Source organism: Paenibacillus solanacearum, from assembly GCF_910593845.1.
Classification (GTDB): domain Bacteria; phylum Bacillota; class Bacilli; order Paenibacillales; family NBRC-103111; genus Paenibacillus_G; species Paenibacillus_G solanacearum.
In genome coordinates this window covers 1-17,553 of the sequence record NZ_CAJVAS010000037.1, presented here as the reverse complement: position 1 = coordinate 17,553, position 17,553 = coordinate 1, and the positions used below count along the sequence as shown (strand labels likewise).

Annotated in this window: 22 protein-coding genes and 1 pseudogene; 15 read left to right on the top strand and 8 right to left on the bottom strand. The window is 43.8% G+C overall.

From position 1 onward, the window contains the following. Nucleotides 1-23 precede the first annotated feature (23 nt). A complete protein-coding gene (locus tag KXG62_RS26445) occupies nt 24-860 on the bottom strand; it encodes an RMD1 family protein (RefSeq protein ID WP_218095037.1) in 837 nt (278 codons plus the stop codon). Nucleotides 861-1,012: 152 nt separating this feature from the next. Here KXG62_RS26445 and KXG62_RS26440 point away from each other — a divergent pair, with 152 nt between their 5' ends. From KXG62_RS26440 to KXG62_RS26430, 3 genes are read left to right on the top strand one after another with little or no spacing between them, the layout of a single operon-like run. Continuing rightward, complete coding sequence (locus tag KXG62_RS26440) at nt 1,013-1,186, top strand: EamA family transporter (RefSeq protein ID WP_218095077.1); 174 nt, start codon at nt 1,013-1,015, stop codon at nt 1,184-1,186. A 10-nt stretch (nt 1,187-1,196) separates the two neighbouring features. Next, nucleotides 1,197-1,808 carry a histidine phosphatase family protein gene (locus KXG62_RS26435; RefSeq protein WP_218095036.1) on the top strand — a complete coding sequence of 204 codons (612 nt, stop codon included), beginning with the start codon at nt 1,197-1,199 and terminating at the stop codon, nt 1,806-1,808. A 48-nt stretch (nt 1,809-1,856) separates the two neighbouring features. Further along, nucleotides 1,857-2,411: a cyclase family protein gene (locus tag KXG62_RS26430; RefSeq protein WP_218095035.1), complete on the top strand. Its 555-nt coding sequence runs from the start codon at nt 1,857-1,859 to the stop codon at nt 2,409-2,411. A 217-nt stretch (nt 2,412-2,628) separates the two neighbouring features. Here KXG62_RS26430 and KXG62_RS26425 read toward each other — a convergent pair whose 3' ends face one another. Further along, nucleotides 2,629-3,822: an RNA polymerase sigma factor gene (locus KXG62_RS26425; RefSeq protein WP_218095034.1), complete on the bottom strand. Its 1,194-nt coding sequence runs from the start codon at nt 3,820-3,822 to the stop codon at nt 2,629-2,631. 145 nt (nt 3,823-3,967) lie between these two features. On the opposite strand from KXG62_RS26425, the gene KXG62_RS26420 reads away from it, so the two are divergent. The 4 genes from KXG62_RS26420 to murD all read left to right on the top strand — a co-directional run bounded on the left by KXG62_RS26420 (nt 3,968) and on the right by murD (nt 7,628). Next, nucleotides 3,968-4,426, top strand: coding sequence for a GNAT family N-acetyltransferase (locus tag KXG62_RS26420; RefSeq protein ID WP_218095033.1), 459 nt, complete (start codon nt 3,968-3,970; stop codon nt 4,424-4,426). A gap of 341 nt (nt 4,427-4,767) precedes the next feature. Next, on the top strand, nt 4,768-5,091 hold the full coding sequence (locus KXG62_RS26415) for an ArsR/SmtB family transcription factor (RefSeq protein WP_218095032.1): 324 nt from the start codon (nt 4,768-4,770) through the stop codon (nt 5,089-5,091). A gap of 95 nt (nt 5,092-5,186) precedes the next feature. Then, nucleotides 5,187-6,188 carry an NADP-dependent oxidoreductase gene (locus KXG62_RS26410; protein ID WP_218095031.1) on the top strand — a complete coding sequence of 334 codons (1,002 nt, stop codon included), beginning with the start codon at nt 5,187-5,189 and terminating at the stop codon, nt 6,186-6,188. Nucleotides 6,189-6,296: 108 nt separating this feature from the next. After that, a complete protein-coding gene (murD, locus tag KXG62_RS26405; protein WP_218095030.1) occupies nt 6,297-7,628 on the top strand; it encodes a UDP-N-acetylmuramoyl-L-alanine--D-glutamate ligase in 1,332 nt (443 codons plus the stop codon). Nucleotides 7,629-7,752: 124 nt separating this feature from the next. Here the strand turns inward: murD and KXG62_RS26400 are convergent, their stop codons facing one another. From KXG62_RS26400 to KXG62_RS26385, 3 genes are all read right to left on the bottom strand, one after another. Further along, nucleotides 7,753-8,631, bottom strand: a complete 879-nt coding sequence (locus tag KXG62_RS26400) for a haloalkane dehalogenase (protein ID WP_218095029.1) — start codon at nt 8,629-8,631, stop codon at nt 7,753-7,755. Between the two features lie 813 nt (nt 8,632-9,444). Further along, nucleotides 9,445-9,606: a helix-turn-helix domain-containing protein gene (locus KXG62_RS26390; protein WP_218095028.1), complete on the bottom strand. Its 162-nt coding sequence runs from the start codon at nt 9,604-9,606 to the stop codon at nt 9,445-9,447. After that, nucleotides 9,606-9,935 (bottom strand): helix-turn-helix domain-containing protein, encoded by a 330-nt coding sequence (locus tag KXG62_RS26385; protein WP_218095027.1) that lies wholly within the window; start codon nt 9,933-9,935, stop codon nt 9,606-9,608. The genes KXG62_RS26390 and KXG62_RS26385 overlap by 1 nt, the downstream gene beginning before the upstream one ends. 209 nt (nt 9,936-10,144) lie before the next feature. Here KXG62_RS26385 and KXG62_RS26380 point away from each other — a divergent pair, with 209 nt between their 5' ends. The 3 genes from KXG62_RS26380 to KXG62_RS26370 all read left to right on the top strand — a co-directional run bounded on the left by KXG62_RS26380 (nt 10,145) and on the right by KXG62_RS26370 (nt 12,264). After that, nucleotides 10,145-10,495 carry a hypothetical protein gene (locus KXG62_RS26380; RefSeq protein WP_218095026.1) on the top strand — a complete coding sequence of 117 codons (351 nt, stop codon included), beginning with the start codon at nt 10,145-10,147 and terminating at the stop codon, nt 10,493-10,495. 559 nt (nt 10,496-11,054) lie between these two features. Then, nucleotides 11,055-11,531, top strand: a complete 477-nt coding sequence (locus tag KXG62_RS26375; protein WP_218095025.1) for a GNAT family N-acetyltransferase — start codon at nt 11,055-11,057, stop codon at nt 11,529-11,531. A 409-nt stretch (nt 11,532-11,940) separates the two neighbouring features. Further along, on the top strand, nt 11,941-12,264 hold the full coding sequence (locus KXG62_RS26370) for a DUF2834 domain-containing protein (protein WP_218095024.1): 324 nt from the start codon (nt 11,941-11,943) through the stop codon (nt 12,262-12,264). A 173-nt stretch (nt 12,265-12,437) separates the two neighbouring features. On the opposite strand, the gene KXG62_RS26365 is transcribed toward KXG62_RS26370, so the two are convergent. The 3 genes from KXG62_RS26365 to KXG62_RS26355 are packed head-to-tail and all read right to left on the bottom strand — an operon-like array spanning nt 12,438 to nt 13,499. Next, nucleotides 12,438-12,956 (bottom strand): transposase, encoded by a 519-nt coding sequence (locus KXG62_RS26365; RefSeq protein ID WP_246627653.1) that lies wholly within the window; start codon nt 12,954-12,956, stop codon nt 12,438-12,440. Nucleotides 12,957-12,961: 5 nt separating this feature from the next. Next, nucleotides 12,962-13,153 (bottom strand): hypothetical protein, encoded by a 192-nt coding sequence (locus KXG62_RS26360; RefSeq protein ID WP_218095023.1) that lies wholly within the window; start codon nt 13,151-13,153, stop codon nt 12,962-12,964. Between the two features lies 1 nt (nt 13,154). After that, nucleotides 13,155-13,499: a helix-turn-helix domain-containing protein gene (locus KXG62_RS26355; RefSeq protein WP_218095022.1), complete on the bottom strand. Its 345-nt coding sequence runs from the start codon at nt 13,497-13,499 to the stop codon at nt 13,155-13,157. 271 nt (nt 13,500-13,770) lie between these two features. On the opposite strand from KXG62_RS26355, the gene KXG62_RS34555 reads away from it, so the two are divergent. From KXG62_RS34555 to KXG62_RS26340, 5 genes and pseudogenes are all read left to right on the top strand, one after another. Beyond that, complete coding sequence (locus tag KXG62_RS34555; RefSeq protein WP_343223521.1) at nt 13,771-13,929, top strand: hypothetical protein; 159 nt, start codon at nt 13,771-13,773, stop codon at nt 13,927-13,929. Further along, a complete protein-coding gene (locus tag KXG62_RS34215; RefSeq protein ID WP_246627652.1) occupies nt 13,886-14,347 on the top strand; it encodes a hypothetical protein in 462 nt (153 codons plus the stop codon). The genes KXG62_RS34555 and KXG62_RS34215 overlap by 44 nt, the downstream gene beginning before the upstream one ends. 183 nt (nt 14,348-14,530) lie before the next feature. Beyond that, nucleotides 14,531-14,965 (top strand): NUDIX hydrolase, encoded by a 435-nt coding sequence (locus tag KXG62_RS26345; protein WP_218095021.1) that lies wholly within the window; start codon nt 14,531-14,533, stop codon nt 14,963-14,965. Between the two features lie 934 nt (nt 14,966-15,899). Continuing rightward, a pseudogene (locus tag KXG62_RS34550) lies at nt 15,900-16,097 on the top strand (ABC transporter ATP-binding protein); the annotation flags it as partial. Nucleotides 16,098-16,759: 662 nt separating this feature from the next. Then, a partial coding sequence (locus tag KXG62_RS26340) for a class I SAM-dependent methyltransferase (protein ID WP_218095020.1) occupies nt 16,760-17,553 on the top strand: 794 nt, incomplete at its 3' end.

Genomic DNA, 17,553 nt, shown 5'->3' with positions numbered 1-17,553 from the left:
TTCACCATAGTGGCGACCATGGTCTAAGCAAACCGAACCGCAAAATCGATAAGCGTCAAAATCACCTCCACGACAATCAGAATCACGATAACCCACTCCACGAACAATCCGCGGATGGAGTGGCTTATATTGCTGAAGCCATCCATGATGTGATACAGGATGTCCGTCTTGCTCTTCAATACTTTGTATCGATCGTTTAATTCGAAGAACTCCATCATTTTGTCGTAAAATTCGCTTGCCGCGCTATGCGTCCACGTAATATCCGGTTTGTCCAGAATCATGATGTACGCTAGCGTATTGTACTCATGGCGTACGATTTTGGCGGTCGTCTTCGCCAGTTCCTTGTTGCCGACCCGAAGCTTTCCTTTCTCTAATCGGTCGATCATCGTTTCGAGGCTGTCCTGAATTTTCCCAAGCTGCTCCTCAATCTTCTCAAGCGCTACCGATTTGGCGAGCACCGTCGATATGAGATCTGGATAGTAATCTTCATAGGTCGGGACCACTACATATTCGTCCGTCAATTCGAACGTATCGGTGTCGCCGATCTGGAGGCGGTAGTCATCCGTGTAGCTTTCGATTTGCTGAAGGTCGATCTCCGGCTCGAACGTTTGCAAATATTTTAGAAAGCCGGTAATTTCATGAAAGTTGGAATGATTGATGAATACAAGGCTGCCAAAGGAAAAAACAAGCACCTGCTGCGCCTCGTTCACATCCTTATGGAGAATCGACCGAAGAATATCCCCTCTCAGGATGAGCGGCTGCTCCCATGTGTATTTTTTGGGAATGCCACAATTGATAGCGATTTTGTTCAGATCGATTTCATTCGTAATCGCAATGGCTTTAAAGGTAATTTCCCTCATGTGCATCCTCTTCTCCGCGGATTGGCTTCCTCTTATACATATTCTTACCAAAACAGGTTTAAACCGTGCTTTTGTCCGAATAAATTAATGGCAGCTTTCGAAGCGGCTTGAGACGCGGCGGCCTGCTCCTGTAAAATAAACTGTAAAGTTTTATTTCAGCAACGTTCATTACAAGCTTTACGTTCTTCACCCCGTTTATCACACTTGTTTTTATCGTTATATTGCTAGGTGAAAAACTAACCGTTACGGACGTTCTCGCGGCAATACTGATCATTTGCAGTGTTCCGATTCAGAAGATTGGGACAAACCTCTTCCATAAAAACTAAGGAGGGCATCATGGCAATCTATTTGATAAGGCATGGCACGGACGAGGAAGGATTTCGCGGCGGCTGGAGTCAACGAGGACTCGTCGTTGAAGGCTACCGGCAATCTGAAAAGCTGGGTGCTTACCTCAAGGAAAATCAAAGCGGTTTTCCAATCCATCGTATCGTAAGCAGCGACTTGCAACGGGCATTGGATACAGCCAATGAGATTGCTGGATTTCTGAAGCTCCCGGTTGAAAGCAGCGGCCATTGGAGAGAAATGAATAATGGAGTTATCGCCGGCATGCCCAATGAGATCGTCAACGAGCGATTCCCGGGGCTATACTTTTCGAGTTTACGGATGGACGAGAGGTATCCAGGCGGTGAGAGTCCACTGGAGTTCTACTCGCGAATTCAAGAAACGCTCAAGCGGTTATCCGAGGAGCAAATAAGCAAGAATCATCTTGAAAATGTGATGATTGTTACTCATGGCGGGGTCATCAACATCGTGTATCATCTATTAAAGGGGCTGGAGTGGACCAATAAAAACAAAGCGTTCCCAGCTTCGAACACCGGCATGCATAAAGTTGAATACGCTAACGGTCAATGGGAATTAACACTAGAAAACGGGTTAGCACACTTATAACTTCACTTGCTTGCTAATAAGCAAGCATACACGAAAGGAGACGCCTGAATGAAAGTGATCGATTTGTCGATGCCGATTGCGGATGGCATGCCCGTCTATCCAGGCGATCCGGAGGTAAAAGTCAAGGTAGCGCATACATACGAGAGTCACTCTTGGGAACTGCGGCAGCTCTCGATGGGTAGCCATACCGGAACGCACGTGGATGCGCCCTCACATATGCACCCCGGCGCCGCGACATTGGATGAGCTGCCGTTGGAGCGATTTTTCGGAGCATCGCGCGTAGTGCGGATCAAGGACTCGGCTTGGCCGGAAGGCCGGGGGTTGTTTTTCTTCGAATCCGCCGGGCTGGAATGCTTCGACCGATTCGCTGCGCTGCGGCCACCGTTCGTCGGCGGTGAACTATCCGAAGAACTGGAGCGGGCGTTGTTGGGGATCGGGATTGTGACCTATACGGGGTTGCAAGGTTTGGAACGTCTTCCCGTCGGTGCCGACTTTATGTTTTACGGATTTCCTCTGCGCATCGTCAGTGGCGACGGGTCCCCGGTTCGGGCCGTTGCGGTGGTGGAGACTGAACCACACAGAAGCAGCGGATCCAGTGTATGAATGAGAATCAAGATTCCCCTGAGCGGTTTGGAATAAAAGATGGCTCTTATGTACAGTGTTAGGTCTTGGATCCACGATGGCTTTGGAATCGACGAGAGATCCAGAGTGTTTAGATGGAAAACAGCGTCAGCCATGGACGAGAATTAAAAGTCCTAGCCGGCGCTGTATTTTTGATGCTGAGCTTCGATTACTGAGGGGTTTTACGTAAAATGTCCTTCTATTCCCTAAATCTATCAGCCAACGATTCTTTCCATTTGTGACAAAAGTCAGATGCTGTGCAACCAAAGATGTTCTCAAAGTCAGATGGACTTCTAATTAGTTTATTTAAGAAGGTTGATCCATACTGCTTTAATACAAATTCAACGAGCGTATAGGAGAATTGAAACCCCTTCTTTGTTTCGAATTCCCAGCTATTATCACTTAAATCCTCTAAGCTAGGGATCAGGCCTTGCTTCACTAGCTGAACGATAGACTTATTAATGTATCGCTCAGTCATTAATTGTGCTTGATAACCACCTAGTCCTTGATATATCCATTTAGGAGTAGCAGGGTTTATCTCTTTGACTAAGCATATAGTGAACAGATGAACAACTGATTTTAGAATCGATTCATACGTGTGTTCTGGACCAGGTTGGAGAGGGGATGTGATTTTAATCGTGTTTCCCTCGACAACGCCCATGAACCAATTCGGAGCATTTGGTTCATTAACAGCCAGGTGAAAGGCTTGGAGGTTTTCATAAATTTCGATGGTAATCTTTTTTGAAGGCTTAAACTTCACTAAGTTAAATATTTGCCCAACTTTGAGGCTCATATGGTCGATAATGTTTTGATACACTTGTTTATGTGCAGAATCGCTGCCGGCAGAATGTTCGGCGCTTATTAGATGAATGAAAGCAGCAGCGGACGGTGCGGTATTAACTTCGACATCATAATGGAATTGTTGGTTTAATTTCTTTAAAGCACGATATAAGCGATTTTTAACAGCGCTTAAACTCAAACCAACCATTTCAGATATTTCGAATAGCTTAAAGCCACCGTCATAGTGTAAAGATATAATTTCACGATCTAACTCATTTAAGCTTGCTAATGCCATTGAAATATCGATTCGCAGTTCAACATTTTCTGTAAATTCAAAACTAACAAAGGTATGATGCTGTTCGATCTCAACAATAGATTTATGATTTCGATGCTTTCTCCGATATTCATTTTTTAGATTATTATTTGCTATTTTGAATAACCAAGTAAATAATGTCGATTCGCTATTAAAAGCGTGATAGTTTTCATATGCTTTTATAAATGTTAATTGGGTTAAATCTTCAGCGCTTTGAGCATCTATCTTAAGTGAAAGATATCTCTTGATTCTGTCATAATATAGTGCAATAACATCTTCAAAACGTTCTCGAGGGTCCATTTATTACCTCCTTCCATATATTAGACACCTGGCGAGAGGAAAAAGCCACAATTCATTTTTTTTTTTTTTTCTGATAAGTGGCTTTCTGTGGCTTTCGCGTGTCTAATGTGGTGAAGTCGAAAAATTATGGAGGTTGATGAAAAGTATGGATATTCAAATCGTTAATTTGGCAGATCGGATGGAGTATGTAGATGAAGTAAGTGAATGGTTTTGGCACAAATGGGGAAAATACCAATCGAAAGAAAATATGAAGTACACCACTATTCATACTGCTCAACACGATCGAGTTCCTTTGACGTATATCGCGCTTTCTGGTGACAGATTGGTCGGTACGATAGCAATCTGGACAAATGATTTGCGTTGCAGACAAGATTTGTTCCCGTGGATGACGAATTTATTTGTTAAAAAAGATATGCAGGATCAAGGAATAGATATTTTATTACAAAATCACATCATCAAAGTGGTTCAAAAGTTAGGTTTTACTAAATTATATCTTATCTCTACAAATGATAACGAATACTATGAAAATACAGGATGGACATTCATGGAAACAGCACCCATGGTGATGGGGGATATGACCAAAATCTATTACAAGGATTTATAGTTTAAATCGGGATATCCTTCATTACATTTAGTACGCCAATTGGTAAGAAAGAAAATCAAGGTTTAAAGGAAATTATCCAACGGGGAATTATAGCGTAATGAGGCCGCCATGGAATTAATTCAGCGGCCTCATTAAATTTTAAAAAGGAAGCTACAGATTGGGTAAATGAATTATAATCAATAGGGAACGTCGGTTTGAACCTTCACCGGTTCAGTGCCTCTACGGGCAAGGCAGGGTTGGCCTCTCTTACCAAGGGCTTTAACCTTGTGCTTGATTTTATTAAGCACAAGGTTATAATTATGTTTAAATGATTAAACCAATGAACAGAAAGAGTGAATCATATGAGCGAGCGAACCGAGCATATTTTGCAACAATTCAAAGATTGCATTCCTCTATTGGAAGTGCTAACCGACGAAAACCGTCAGGCGATTATTATGCTGCTGGCTCAGAATAAATCGGGACTTCATGTGAACGCTATATCAGGCCATATCAATTTGTCTAGACCGGCTGTCTCTCATCATTTGAAGGTGTTGAAACAATCAGGCTTTATTCAATCCGAAAAAAAAGGCGTAGAAAATTATTATGTACTGACTGTCCGTAAACCGATTGAACAGCTCAAATTATTAATTACTGCCGTTGAAGCCGAGTGCAATGGGCCCCAGTGACTACCCAAAGGCTTAAAGGGAATACGGAAGGAAAACTCACTTTGCCTAATTGGTCCATTTGTTTAAACGAATAATCATAAATGGAGTGATTTTAAATGAAAGCCATCATTATTGAGAAATACGGGAAAAATGTCCCGTTCGTTATGACAGAACAACCACTGCCTTCTATCGGTGAACATGATGTGCTAGTGGAAATTCACGCGACCAGCTTAAATCCTATTGATTTCAAAATTAAGGAAGGGAAAATGAAGTTCCTGCTGAATTACAAGTTTCCTTTAATCTTAGGAAATGATTTTTCGGGGGTTGTAGTCAAAGTTGGCAAACGGGTAAATACATTTAAGCCTGGAGATGAAGTTTACGGGAGACCCCGCAAAAACCGAATAGGCACCTTAGCCGAATTTATTGCTGTTCATGAGGAAGATATTTCGTTGAAACCGCAAAATCTAAGCTTTGAAGAGGCGGCATCTATTCCGCTCGTTGGACTCACGACTTATCAGGCTTTTCGTGATATTTTAGATCTTCAAAAAGGCCAAAAAATCTTGATTCATGCAGGTTCGGGAGGCGTGGGCACCTTCGCGATCCAGTTGGCCAAACGGATGGGAGCTTTTGTTGCCACAACAGCAAGCGATAAAGGTTATGAATTGGTCAAATCGTTGGGGGCTGATCTGATCATTAATTATAAAAAAGAGAATTTCGAAGATGTGCTTACCGGCTACGACGCTGTTTTTGATACTTTAGGAGGAGCAGTCTTGGAAAAATCTTTCCGCATACTGAAGCCAGGTGGGCAAATCGTATCGATCTCCGGCATGCCAAACACAAGATTTGGAAAAGAGGCAAAACTGGGTTGGATGAAAACGGCGATTTTATCCATTGCTAGCCGTAAGATTACAGCTCTTGAGAAGAAGAGCCATACGAGGTATCACTTCCTTTTTATGAAATCGAGCGGAGCACAATTAAAGGTTATCAAGGAATGGATTGAAAGAGGCGATATTAAGCCTGTTATGGATCGGGTGTATCATTTGAAAGATACCGGGCAAGCATTTCACCACCTTGAAAGCGGAAGCGCCAAAGGAAAAATAGTCATACGAATAAAGTAACGCAAGGGAAAATCTAACCGATCCGCATTAAAATAAAACTGTGTTAAAAGAATCAGTTCCAATTTGTGGTATATTTTATGTAATGACATTTTTAAAGCGGAGGTGCTTATGAATCCTGCTTTTAATACCTATACCCAATCGCTGGCCGGTCGGGATGTGACCGTCATCGGCGCCGGAGTCAGCAATTCACCGCTGATTCGTATGCTGTGCTCCGCCGGGGCGAGAGTCACCGTATGCGACCGCAATCCAGCCTTGCCGAGGGAGGAGTGGGACGATCTAGGCGTCGAGTTGCACCTAGGGGACCATTATTTGGATCGCGTTGGGGGCGACGTGGTGTTCCGCACTCCGGGTATGCGCCCAGACCATCCGGTGCTGGACTCGGCCCGTGCTGGCGGCAGCCGTGTAACCAGTGAGATGGAGGAGTTCTTTGCACTGTGCCCTTGTCCCATTTTTGGCGTGACCGGTTCGGACGGTAAAACCACGACCACGTCGCTGATCGCAGACATGCTGGCTGACGGGGGGCGTACGGTACATGTGGGCGGCAACATTGGCACGCCGCTGCTGACGCGCGCGGGCGAGATGTCGCCGCTGGATGCGTGCGTGGTCGAGCTGTCCAGCTTCCAGTTGATGGACATGACGCGCTCTCCCCATGTGGCAGTGATGACCAACCTCTCGCCCAATCACCTCGACTGGCACCGCGACATGGATGAATATATTGCCGCCAAGCGCCGCCTGCTGGATTTCCAAACAGTTGACGACGTTGCCGTCTTAAACGCCGATAATCCGGTAACCGCCGCACTGCGCGGGCGGGGGCGAACCAAATATTTCGGCGGGCACACGGTCCACGATGGGGTGATCGACGGTCTGCTGCCGATCAGCGACATTCGTTTGCCGGGGTGGTACAACGTGGAAAACGTGATGGCTGCCATGAGCGCTGTGCGGGGGACCGTGCCGGATGAGGCCATCCTGGAGGCCGTGCGCAACTTCGTCGGTGTGGAGCACCGGAATCAGTGGGTGGCCACTGTGGGGGACGTGCACTATTACAACAATTCAATCGGCTCCAGCCCCGCCCGTACTGTCGCTGCGCTGAGCGCGCATGTGGGCCGGGTGCTGCTAATCGCCGGCGGACGGGATAAGAAAGTCCCGTTCGATGAGCTGGCTCGGCTGCTGCCGGATCATGTCAAGGTGCTGCTGTTGATCGGTGAAGCAGCCGATCAAATCGAAGCCGCGGCGCGCAGAGTGCCGGGCTGCCCGCCTATTGTCCGCTGCGAAGGTCTAGCTGAGGCAGTGGCGCAGGCACACAAGCTGGCCGCACCCGGCGACACTGTGCTGCTGAGTCCTGCATGCACTGCCTTTGATCAATACCGTAACTTCGAAGAGCGCGGGCGTCACTTTGTAGAGCTGGTTGGGGCGCTGCATCGGTCGGAGGGAAAGAGTTAAAATGATTACCATTGGAGCAGGCGCCGCGGCGACCTGCTTCTCCGTCAGCTAGAGCAATCGCTGTCATTACAAGCAAGCAATCTGCTATTTCAATTTTAACCCGTCCCTATAAGGTCCTTAACGGCTATGTTAAATCTTTTAACCAGGCAGCAAGCGCCTCGCCAATTTCATGAGGCGAATCTTCCTGGGGATAATGTAGTCCACGTACGGTGATCTCCGTTTGCATTGGCCAGGTACGGCAGAACTCAACATGAGATATCGGCATAGTGCCCGGCTCACAGTTGATGAAGAGTTTCGGGACCGAGCTCTGTGCCAGCCACTCCCCGTATGTGGTAACGATGTCCGCCACATCAGCCGGGTCTCCATCAAATGGAAGTTGTCGCGGCCAGGTTAACGTGGGACGGCGTCCTTCGCCAGGCAGCGAAAATGGCCTACGATATTCAGTCATTTCTTCCTCCGTCAACTTACGCAGAATACCGATTGGAAGGTTAGTCTCGATGAAAGAGTTGTGTTCTAACACCATTTGTTCACCTTCCTCGGATCGTAATGCCTGAAAAATTTTCCGTCCCCGTTCCGGGATCTCGCTCCAACTACGAGGTTTTATGATTCCCTCCATGTAGGTGATTCCTTTAACGGCCCCCGGATGGCGGTACGCCCAATCAAATCCAAGGGCCGAGCCCCAATCGTGTACCACAAAAGTAACCCGCTTGCGAACACCAAGTTGATCCAAAAGGGCATCGAGATAGCGACGATTCTCTACAAAGGTGTATGTGTCGGAACCACTATGAGGAATTTTCTCGGAATCCCCCATGCCTATGAGGTCAGGAGCAATGCAACGACCGAAATCTTGAGCATAAGGAACAATTTTACGCCAGAGATAAGAGGATGTAGGGTTGCCGTGTAGGAAGACAATCGGATCGCCACTTCCTTCGTCTACGTAGGCCATCTCTAGACCAAGCACTCGTTTGCGCTTTTTTTCGTAGGGAAAAGACGGTGTAACCATTCGGAATCTCACCTTTCATTTGTTAGATTGTTATATGTAAATGCCTACATAAAATGAAAGTAAGCACATACTTTCATTTGTATTATAAGAAAAGCCCCTTTCGGAGCTGTTCTAGAAAAACCAATAACTAAGGGGCGAATGCGGCCACAAGCCGTTTTTCTTTCGTTCGAAAACGGCGAAATAAAGTGACTTTGTTCACACGGGCAGCTAACGCGATTTCTTTGGATTAGCAGTCATGAGTTTGCTCTTAATGTAAGTACTTGCTTTCATTTTACTATAGATTACGTGTAATTAAATGTCAATACACAGAAGTTTGACCGCTGTTGCCCTATTTGGATGGGACGGTCTTTATGAGATGCTTACAAGTGGGCAAATTTCTGATATTAAACATATTAACACAAAAGATTTATTGGCTTTTAAAGGGTCTTGATTAACTGACGGGAACGATAGCGTGGAGCTGCCAAAAGGACAACGCCTCTTTAATGCTCATTGAACAGTAATTTGTAATAAACTTGAAATCATCCTTTCACCTTGTATTAATAATTGTAGCCTATAATAAGAGTTGACCCCCTTTTTAAATATAAACCTTAGCCCTGTAGCCCGTAGCTATGGGGCATTTTTTCACTGAACTAAAGGGCAGCATTCTATAAAGACGATCAATCGTTTCCATGGAGTTCTGGTTGATTCGCTTCATGAATTTGCCTGCTTTCCACACGGAAACCAGTTGTACTGCAGCACTTGATAAGAACGAATCATGGATTCGTCTTCAAACAGTAGATGATCGATCGCTTCGGCTTCCGTCTGCTTCTTGAGCTATGCAAAGGTATACTTACGAAAGAACGCCTGCGCCTGCTCGTCGGCTTTGGCAAGCGTATAGGTCGCTTTGGTGAAGCTGATGTTCATTCGTTTGAGCATCGCGCTTATGCCGCGCACACTCATAGTGACGCCAAACTGCCGCTTGATCCACGCCGCCACTAGCGGCAGCGTCCAGGTATAGCGGGCTTCGAAGTCCACATCGCTGGCTGCTGTTGCTCTAGCATAGCGGCCAATTGATGGCGTTGATCTTCCTTGAGCTTTGGTGGTTGTCCAGGCGAGACCCCTCTTTCTAGACCGGCCAGGCCCTGTTCTTGACAACTCTGCCAATAGATACTGACGGTTTGACGAATCCGACCAAGCAAATCGCCGATTTCCGTAAATGAATGTCCTTCCAGACGTAGGCGGACGGCTAGAATCCTTTCATACAGACGTTTATCTGTTGTATCTTTCATCGCTGCATTCAATCGCTTGATTTCGTCGTTATTCATTTTTATCGCCACCTCGGCTTCGTTGTTACGTTTCATTACCCGATTTGGCGATTGTTCTAGCGTTGTTGGTTTATTAATTGCGTTCTATATACTCAGTCACAGATGAAATAATTAAAAGTTTGCCAGCCTTAAGCTTAGTAGGTAATTGCTACAATTCTTATTGGGTAGAACAGTTAATATTTCATCCAACTGGTGAAGTGGCTGCCTCGGTGGATTGGACTGATGGCGCAGGAACCGAGGGTTACATAGCATTAGATTTAAATGGCATTTTTACTTTTTGTAGAGACTATCATTCAATTAATCCTTTACCAGAAGAGGAATGGAAAGCAGTTGCAGCAGAACTATGTTATGGTTTTGTTTCAGACGAATGGAGCATTGGGAAAAAATCGCTACGGTATGGCATAAGAGGATTCCAGCCCGGTTCAAAAAGTGGAAAGAAATCGAGGAAGCTTTATTATCATTATAACTTGATGCAATGGAGAAAACGCTTTCTTCAAGCAAAACAGAACGAGAATGCCAAACGGGCTAATGGCCTTGTTACGGGAACAGTAGTGAAATGACTAGGAAGCAGACCGCCGCAGCAACTGCTTCCATTTCGTTAAATGGAGGGCACGGTGACGGCTGTGGGTAATAATAATCGGTATCGCCAATGCAATGTAAGCGGCTGGCGCGGCATCCAACTACCCGGCAATTAGTTTTCAATATTAATAATACATATAATAATGAAAGCCATGTGCCGATACGTCGGGGACACAGAACTAAAAAGATTATTTGAAAATTTATGATAGCATACCGTTTAAGCGGCACCGTTGGGAATAGCATCATTTTCCGTTCAGGGACGGGAACGATAGTTGAATCAAAACACGACGGCAGCCGGCCAACGATCGGTCGCCGTTTCCACGCTAACTGGCAGATTACGATGATAATAAATAAAACCGGCATAATTATGTGCCGATTCACCAATTACCATATGCCAAAAAGGATACACCTAAAAAAGTCACGGATACATAATAGTGTATAAAAAAAATGATTATAAGTCTACAACTTTTTTGGCGAAAACTGTATATTATTTATGCGACCGCGGCGCAAAACTATAATGGATAAAGGGAGAAGACCTGAATGATTACTCTCAGAAAGATCACACTAGAAAACCGGCGTTCCATGTTTAACCTGGAAGTATCAGAAGACCAACGGCACTTTGTTGCGTCCAATCTGTCAAGTGTGGCTTCGTGTTATGTTCTTGCAACCAATGGGGGGCATCCATTTCCATTTGTCATTTACGCTGATGAGCTGCCGGTCGGTTTTGTTATGTTGGCTTATGGAATCACTGGATATGAAGAACCATCTATCGCAGAAAACAACTATTGCATCATGCGATTAATGATTGACAAGCAATACCAGAACAGGGGTTATGGTCGTGAGGCTATGAAAAAGATTTTGGAATTTATCCGTACCTATCCAGCAGGGCCAGCTCATTACTGTTGGATTCCTTATAAACCTGAGAACATCGCTGCAAAAAAACTTTACGAAAGCTTCGGCTTCCGTGACAACGGAGAAATTTTCAATGACGAGTCAATAACTGTGTTGCAACTCTGATTTGCTACCACACCGTTGAAGAACGTAAGATCGAAGGAAGGGCCATCCCGTAAAAGGATGGCCCTAAAACTTGTCGTTACAGACAGCGTGGAGATCCATATCGTAGCATCTAAAATCACCGTCAGGCTGGCTGGCGGTGATTTTTTAATTACTGGATTAAAGGTTTTGACAAGAACATTATGACATTCCTGACGGATCGCGCTACTAGATATGAATGGCTATTGTAATCTTGGGCACGTCAGTTGCTGGTTGAGTTAACTGGCAGGGGAGCTAAATAACAACGCTGGCGTAGAACGGCAGCCGCGTTAACGGGAGGTTAATTTTAGTTGAAAATAAAGGAAAATAGATACGATATGAGAAATACTAAAAGGATATATTCTATATTTGCAGTATTTGGGGAGGGTTTTCGTTGAAATACTTTTATGGAATATTAGCGGTCTTGGGAGTTATGTTGCCGTATTCGCAATTTCTTCCATGGATCATTCAGAATGGCCTGGATATGTCTCAATTAGTAGAAGAAATAATCCAAACGCGCGTTGGATCATTTGCATGGATGGATGTTTTAGTATCAGCAATTGTACTTATTGGGTTCATTCTCTTCGAAGGCAAAAGAAATGGTATGAGGTCGTTATGGTTGCCGATTATAGGTACTCTTGTAGTAGGTGTTTCATTAGGCCTTCCTTTATTTTTATTACTTCGTGAAATACACATCGAGAAGAAATTACAAGGCTGAATTTCAGCACTTTTGACGGGGAACGATAGCGTAAAAAACGCATTAACGAGGCCGCCGCGGATCGGTCGGGGCCTCATTAATGTTGTAATCGCTTACTTGCACTGATTATGATGGAGTACCGAAAGAAGATGGAGACGAAGTACAAGAATTACGTTTTTTTAGCTAGTGCCCCATCAGATAACCTTGATCTTGTTTTGCTCACGTAAGATAGCTGCATGACGCTTGTTTTTATTTCGCCAGCGTAAATAGGCTTGAATGGATGAAGCCAAGTCTTTATGTGTACTGAAGTCACTACCTTCCAATACAAATTTCCGAAGTGGAGCGAAATGACATTCGATGCGATTCAGCCATGAGGCATACGTCGGTGTGAATATAAGCTCCACATTGTTTTCGGCTGACCAACTCTTGACTTTTTTATGATGGTGCGGCGAGAAATTATCAAGGATGATATAGAGCTTTTCTGAGCGGTGGAACCGACGGCGGAGCACATTGAAGAAACGAAGAATATCCGCATGTTTCTTCGTTTTAGAAGCATGGCCGTATAATTTGTTCGTTTTTAAATCGAGAGCAGCAAGTAAATGGCGGACTCCGTGAGGACGGGTATATGTGGCACGTAACCGATTCGGGCGGCGTTGTTGAAACCAGCCTTTCCCACGGTAGGGTTGCAGTGAAAGAGGTCCAAATTCGTCCACGCAAATTACACGCCCGTCTGTTGGAGACGCTTTGTAAAGCGATTCGATTCGTTTTTTTTAACTTCAAATTCAGGGTCCGTTGATTCCTTCCAGGTTTTTGTATGCTGGTACGTGATCTGCGCTTCATCAAGAATGCCCCGCACCGTTTCAATGGAGATCGACGGAACAAGGCCCCGTTCTTCGGCAGCTTCTTTCAACTTAGACAGCGACCAATTTGTAAAAGGATACCCAAATGGTATGGGGCGGAATTTGCGCTAGATCGATAATCGCTTCTCGCTGTTTGACAGTAAAAGTCGGGGGTCGGCCCCCGCCATAATTGGGTTTAAGAGAATCCATGCCCTCAGCATTAAAACGGTGAATGGTCTTACGAATATGTTCACCGGAGATGTGATAGAGACGGCTGATCTCTGGAATTTTCATTTTTTGAGCAGAGGCTAATATGAGCAAGGCTCGTCGAACCTCCACCGGTTCAGTGCCCCTACGGGCGAGATGAAGGAGTATATTTCCTTCTTCATTCGTTAACTCTCGAACAAACAAAGTCATAGGAATCCCTCCGAGTTGTAGTCGATAAGGTTATTTACCCATTTTTCCAACTACGATCTCGGATGGGGCACTAGATTTATTTAAAGGTACCGATTGGTATTACTCGCGATACAGACCACTCTATCCTTCACCACTAATTCGGTTTTTAGTTAACAAGTTTTCACTTAATGGCGAAGGTCGCTTGCTTGATTTGGGGTGTGGTACAGGTCAGTTAGCACTATGATTTAGTGATTGGTTTGAAGAAATATTAGGTGTAGACACAGAATCTGAGATGATAGATGAAGCAATTCGATTGTCCAACAATAACAGGTTAGATCACGCTAGATGGTTACAAGGCAAAGCTGAAGAGAATTCGAATGATTGGGGTTCCTTTCGGCTCATATTAATTGCAAAGGCGTTTCATTGGATGGATAGGGGAGTCAGTTCTTGAAATTCTATATAAAAGTTCTGACGATAATGGCGGTATCGCTATTATTGATAATTATAATGGGAAGCAAGAACCGTTACCTTGGCAACTCAAAGTAAATGAAATAATAAAACGTTGGCTAGGGAACGAAAGAAGAGCAGGTAACAGTACTTATACGCCTCCAAAGGAAAGGTTCGAGGACACCGTAGCGAAATCTAGTTTTATAAATGTGGAAAGACATGTTTTACCGAGTCATTCCTATATGTGGACAGTGGATTCTGTTATCGGAAATCTCTATTCCACATCACGTGCTTCAAAACATTTTTTTGGCGAAAACTTAGAGCGATTTAAAAATGAGCTAAAATCCGCTTTATTTGATATTAACCCTACTGGCGTGTTTACTGAAGAACTATCCGTATCTGTGATCACTGCCTTTAAATAAATGAAGCATTTTTAAGCTTCCTGCTTTCGGTCTTTTCTGCTTATTGAAGTAACGGGAAACGTTAGTTTGGAGCTGCCGACGCAAGCTCCTTTTCTTATGTTCATTGAAGTAACTGGCAGATTAACTCAAGGGTAGATGGGAATTTGTGGTATCATAAAAAGAGATATTTCGAGGGGGGAGCTTATGCATCCACGTACCAATGTCTTAGGTATTGTTACTCGAAACAAAGATATTCTTGTTGAAGAAAAGTTTGGAAAACACTCAAAAGGAACGGGGCCTTTTTACAGACCAATAGGTGGAACAATTGAACTGGGGGAGCATTCACGAGAGACACTGGTAAGGGAGTTTTATGAAGAATTAGGTGTTGAGATAACGATAAAAAGCCATATTACGTGCTTGGAAAACATTTTCAAGGTAGATGAGAATATTGGACATGAAATAACACAAATATATCTCGTTGAATTTATTGATTCAAATCTGTACGAATTAAGTCGGTTTAATGTAATAGAAGGAGAAGAAATTTCATTTGCAAAATGGGTACCGATTGCCGATTTTGAACTAGGGAAACGAATCCTTTATCCAGATGGCATAACAGATTTATTAAAAGACATTACATAAATTAAAACCGAAAAATCAGGAGGTAATGAGTATGCGAGCTGTGCTCGGGAAGTGGAATCAGGTGCTCAGCCAGGTGAAGGAGCAGTAAATAACGCTTTACGCCTGGCTGGTCGACGGGGAGCCTGTATCGGTAAGCGAAGGCAAAGTGCTGGTCGCTTTTAAGAGCGTCATGCATAGAGAGACTACGGAGAAGCCGACTAACAAGCAACTTGTGGAGCAGGTGATGAGCGAAGTGTTCGGTAAGCCCTACTTGCTCTCCACCGTTATGCTCAAGGATTGGAAGAAAGCATCCGAACAAATATGAACAAAGTTCCCTGGGAGTGCTCCGTCACTTTAATAAACAAGGACTTGATAAAAGCATTTAACCGAAATAAGCCTGCCATTTTCGGAGATGTCATCAGACGAAGAAAGACGAGAGGAATCTTATGATTTTGGGTGGAATTCTTTTTTTAATCTTCGGAATATGGAATACATTTTTCCCTCAGTTTACAAGGGGACAATTTAATCAAAAATTACAATTCACAAAAACTGGGCTATTATTCGCAAGAATTATTGGTGTGTTTTGTTTATTTTTAGGTTCAATTTGGATTATATTCGGGCTTTTCCCAGAGTTGGGAAAGTAGATTTATAGCTAACGGATAACGATAGTTCAAACACCAAAACGGCTGCCCCGCCGCAGCCGTCGTTGCGTTGGAAGGGCAGTTTACTACGGTTTGAAGGAAAGTTAGAAAACAATATAGAATTACCAATTACTATAAGATTCATGTCGGGTGACAAGAACATTGTCCCATTATAAGTCGCTTAAATTGCGGCATTTACTTTTTATGGGATAAAGTTCTTGTCAAATTCCCGTGACAAGAACTTTATCCCATTCCCGAAATTGACAAGAACATTATCCCATTCCCGACAATACAACGGGTCCAAGCGTTTTTTTGTTATTGTTCAACAGGCTTTGGAACGGCTAATGGAGGGACGGACCGCGATTGTGATCGCGCATCGTTTATCCACAGTACGCAACGCAGACCGTATTATCGTCATGGAGAATGGAGAAGCAGTGGAAGAAGGGAACCATGATCGTTTGTTAGAGCGTTCAGGGCGGTACGCCCAGCTCTACCGATTGCAATATGCATAAGACAAGCGAAGTCCGCGGAAACACGGAGGCCACTGAAAAAGTCATTTAACCAATGAAGGTACTGTTGCTCAAGATTGTTGAGGAAGCAGTACCTTTTATTCTGTATAATAAAAGCATTATGTCGAAAGGATGGAATTCCATGTTCCAACCTCAAATCTCGTTTGCGTTTAGCCCCTACACGGCTTTGTTCTTGTCATCCAACGACAGAGTCCGAAGGCGTCCGGCGACACAAACATGAGTGCTTTTAGATCCCCGTCATTCGGGGGTTTTTATTTCAAAGCACCTATGTTTGTGTCGCGAGGCCACGACACAAACATAGGTGCATAATCGTTTTGCGACACAAACATATGCGCATAATCGCGGTAATAGTAAAAGTTTAATTTGTAATGTATTGTTCAAATGGCCATTAAGCTAAAGGGCAGGATAGTTTAATTACTATGTCTGCTGGAACGATTCACAGAAAATCATAATAAGTCAAAGGATTTTCGTCTCGAAGGGAAGGGGTTTGTCTTCGATTGCTCCACAGAAGGAAAATTGGATGCCTGACACTTGTTAATCTGGTTTTATGTGATATGTAAAATTAGTAGTTAAATTGGCAGGAGAGTTCCAATTTTTGCTGAAATTAAGTTAGTTAGACATAGATATTTTAAGGAGACGATGCAATGAATTTATTCAATCGTGCACGACATAAAGAAATCGAGTATCATGAAAAGTTTTATGCAGAAACAAACCTTTTTCAACCTGGCAGTTGGCTTTCCCGCCCTGTGAAAGTTGTTCTCGATAATTTGATTCATATAGAAAAAGACGATATTCAAGTCTTAGACCTTGGTTGTGGAGTCGGAAGAAACAGTATACCAATTGCACAACGTATTCAGGCGTATAAAGGAAAGATACATTGTATTGATTTATTGCCTTCGGCTATTCAACTATTAAGCCAAAATGCGGAACATTATGGAGTTACAGATACAATCATTGCACAAGCGGCTGATGTGGAGAATTTTCTGATTAATAAAAATACATTCGACTATATTGTCGCTTGTTCTTGTTTAGAGCATGTTAGCTCAGAAGCGACTTTTCAAGCTAAACTTGAAGAAATGAAAGCAGGAACAACAGATGGCGGCATTAATTGCATATTGATGAGCACAGAAGTAAAAGAAATTGACGTACTTACTGGAGAGGAACAGGAAGGCTTGATTGAATTAAACCTTTCAACAGAAAAAGCATTTACCTACCTTAGGGAGATGTACACTGACTGGGACGTGTCAATAGAAAAAAGTGTTCAACAAGAAATTAAGGAAGAAAAGAATGGTAGAGCAATTATTTTTAGAAGCAATTGGGAGTGTAAATTATTTTGTGTAAATGGGTTTTTACCAAAGTTAACTCAGGAAGGCTTTACATGGAGGGGCGGGCATGATAGGCTTAATTGCCTTGGCGATACGAGTTTACGAGTTATCGC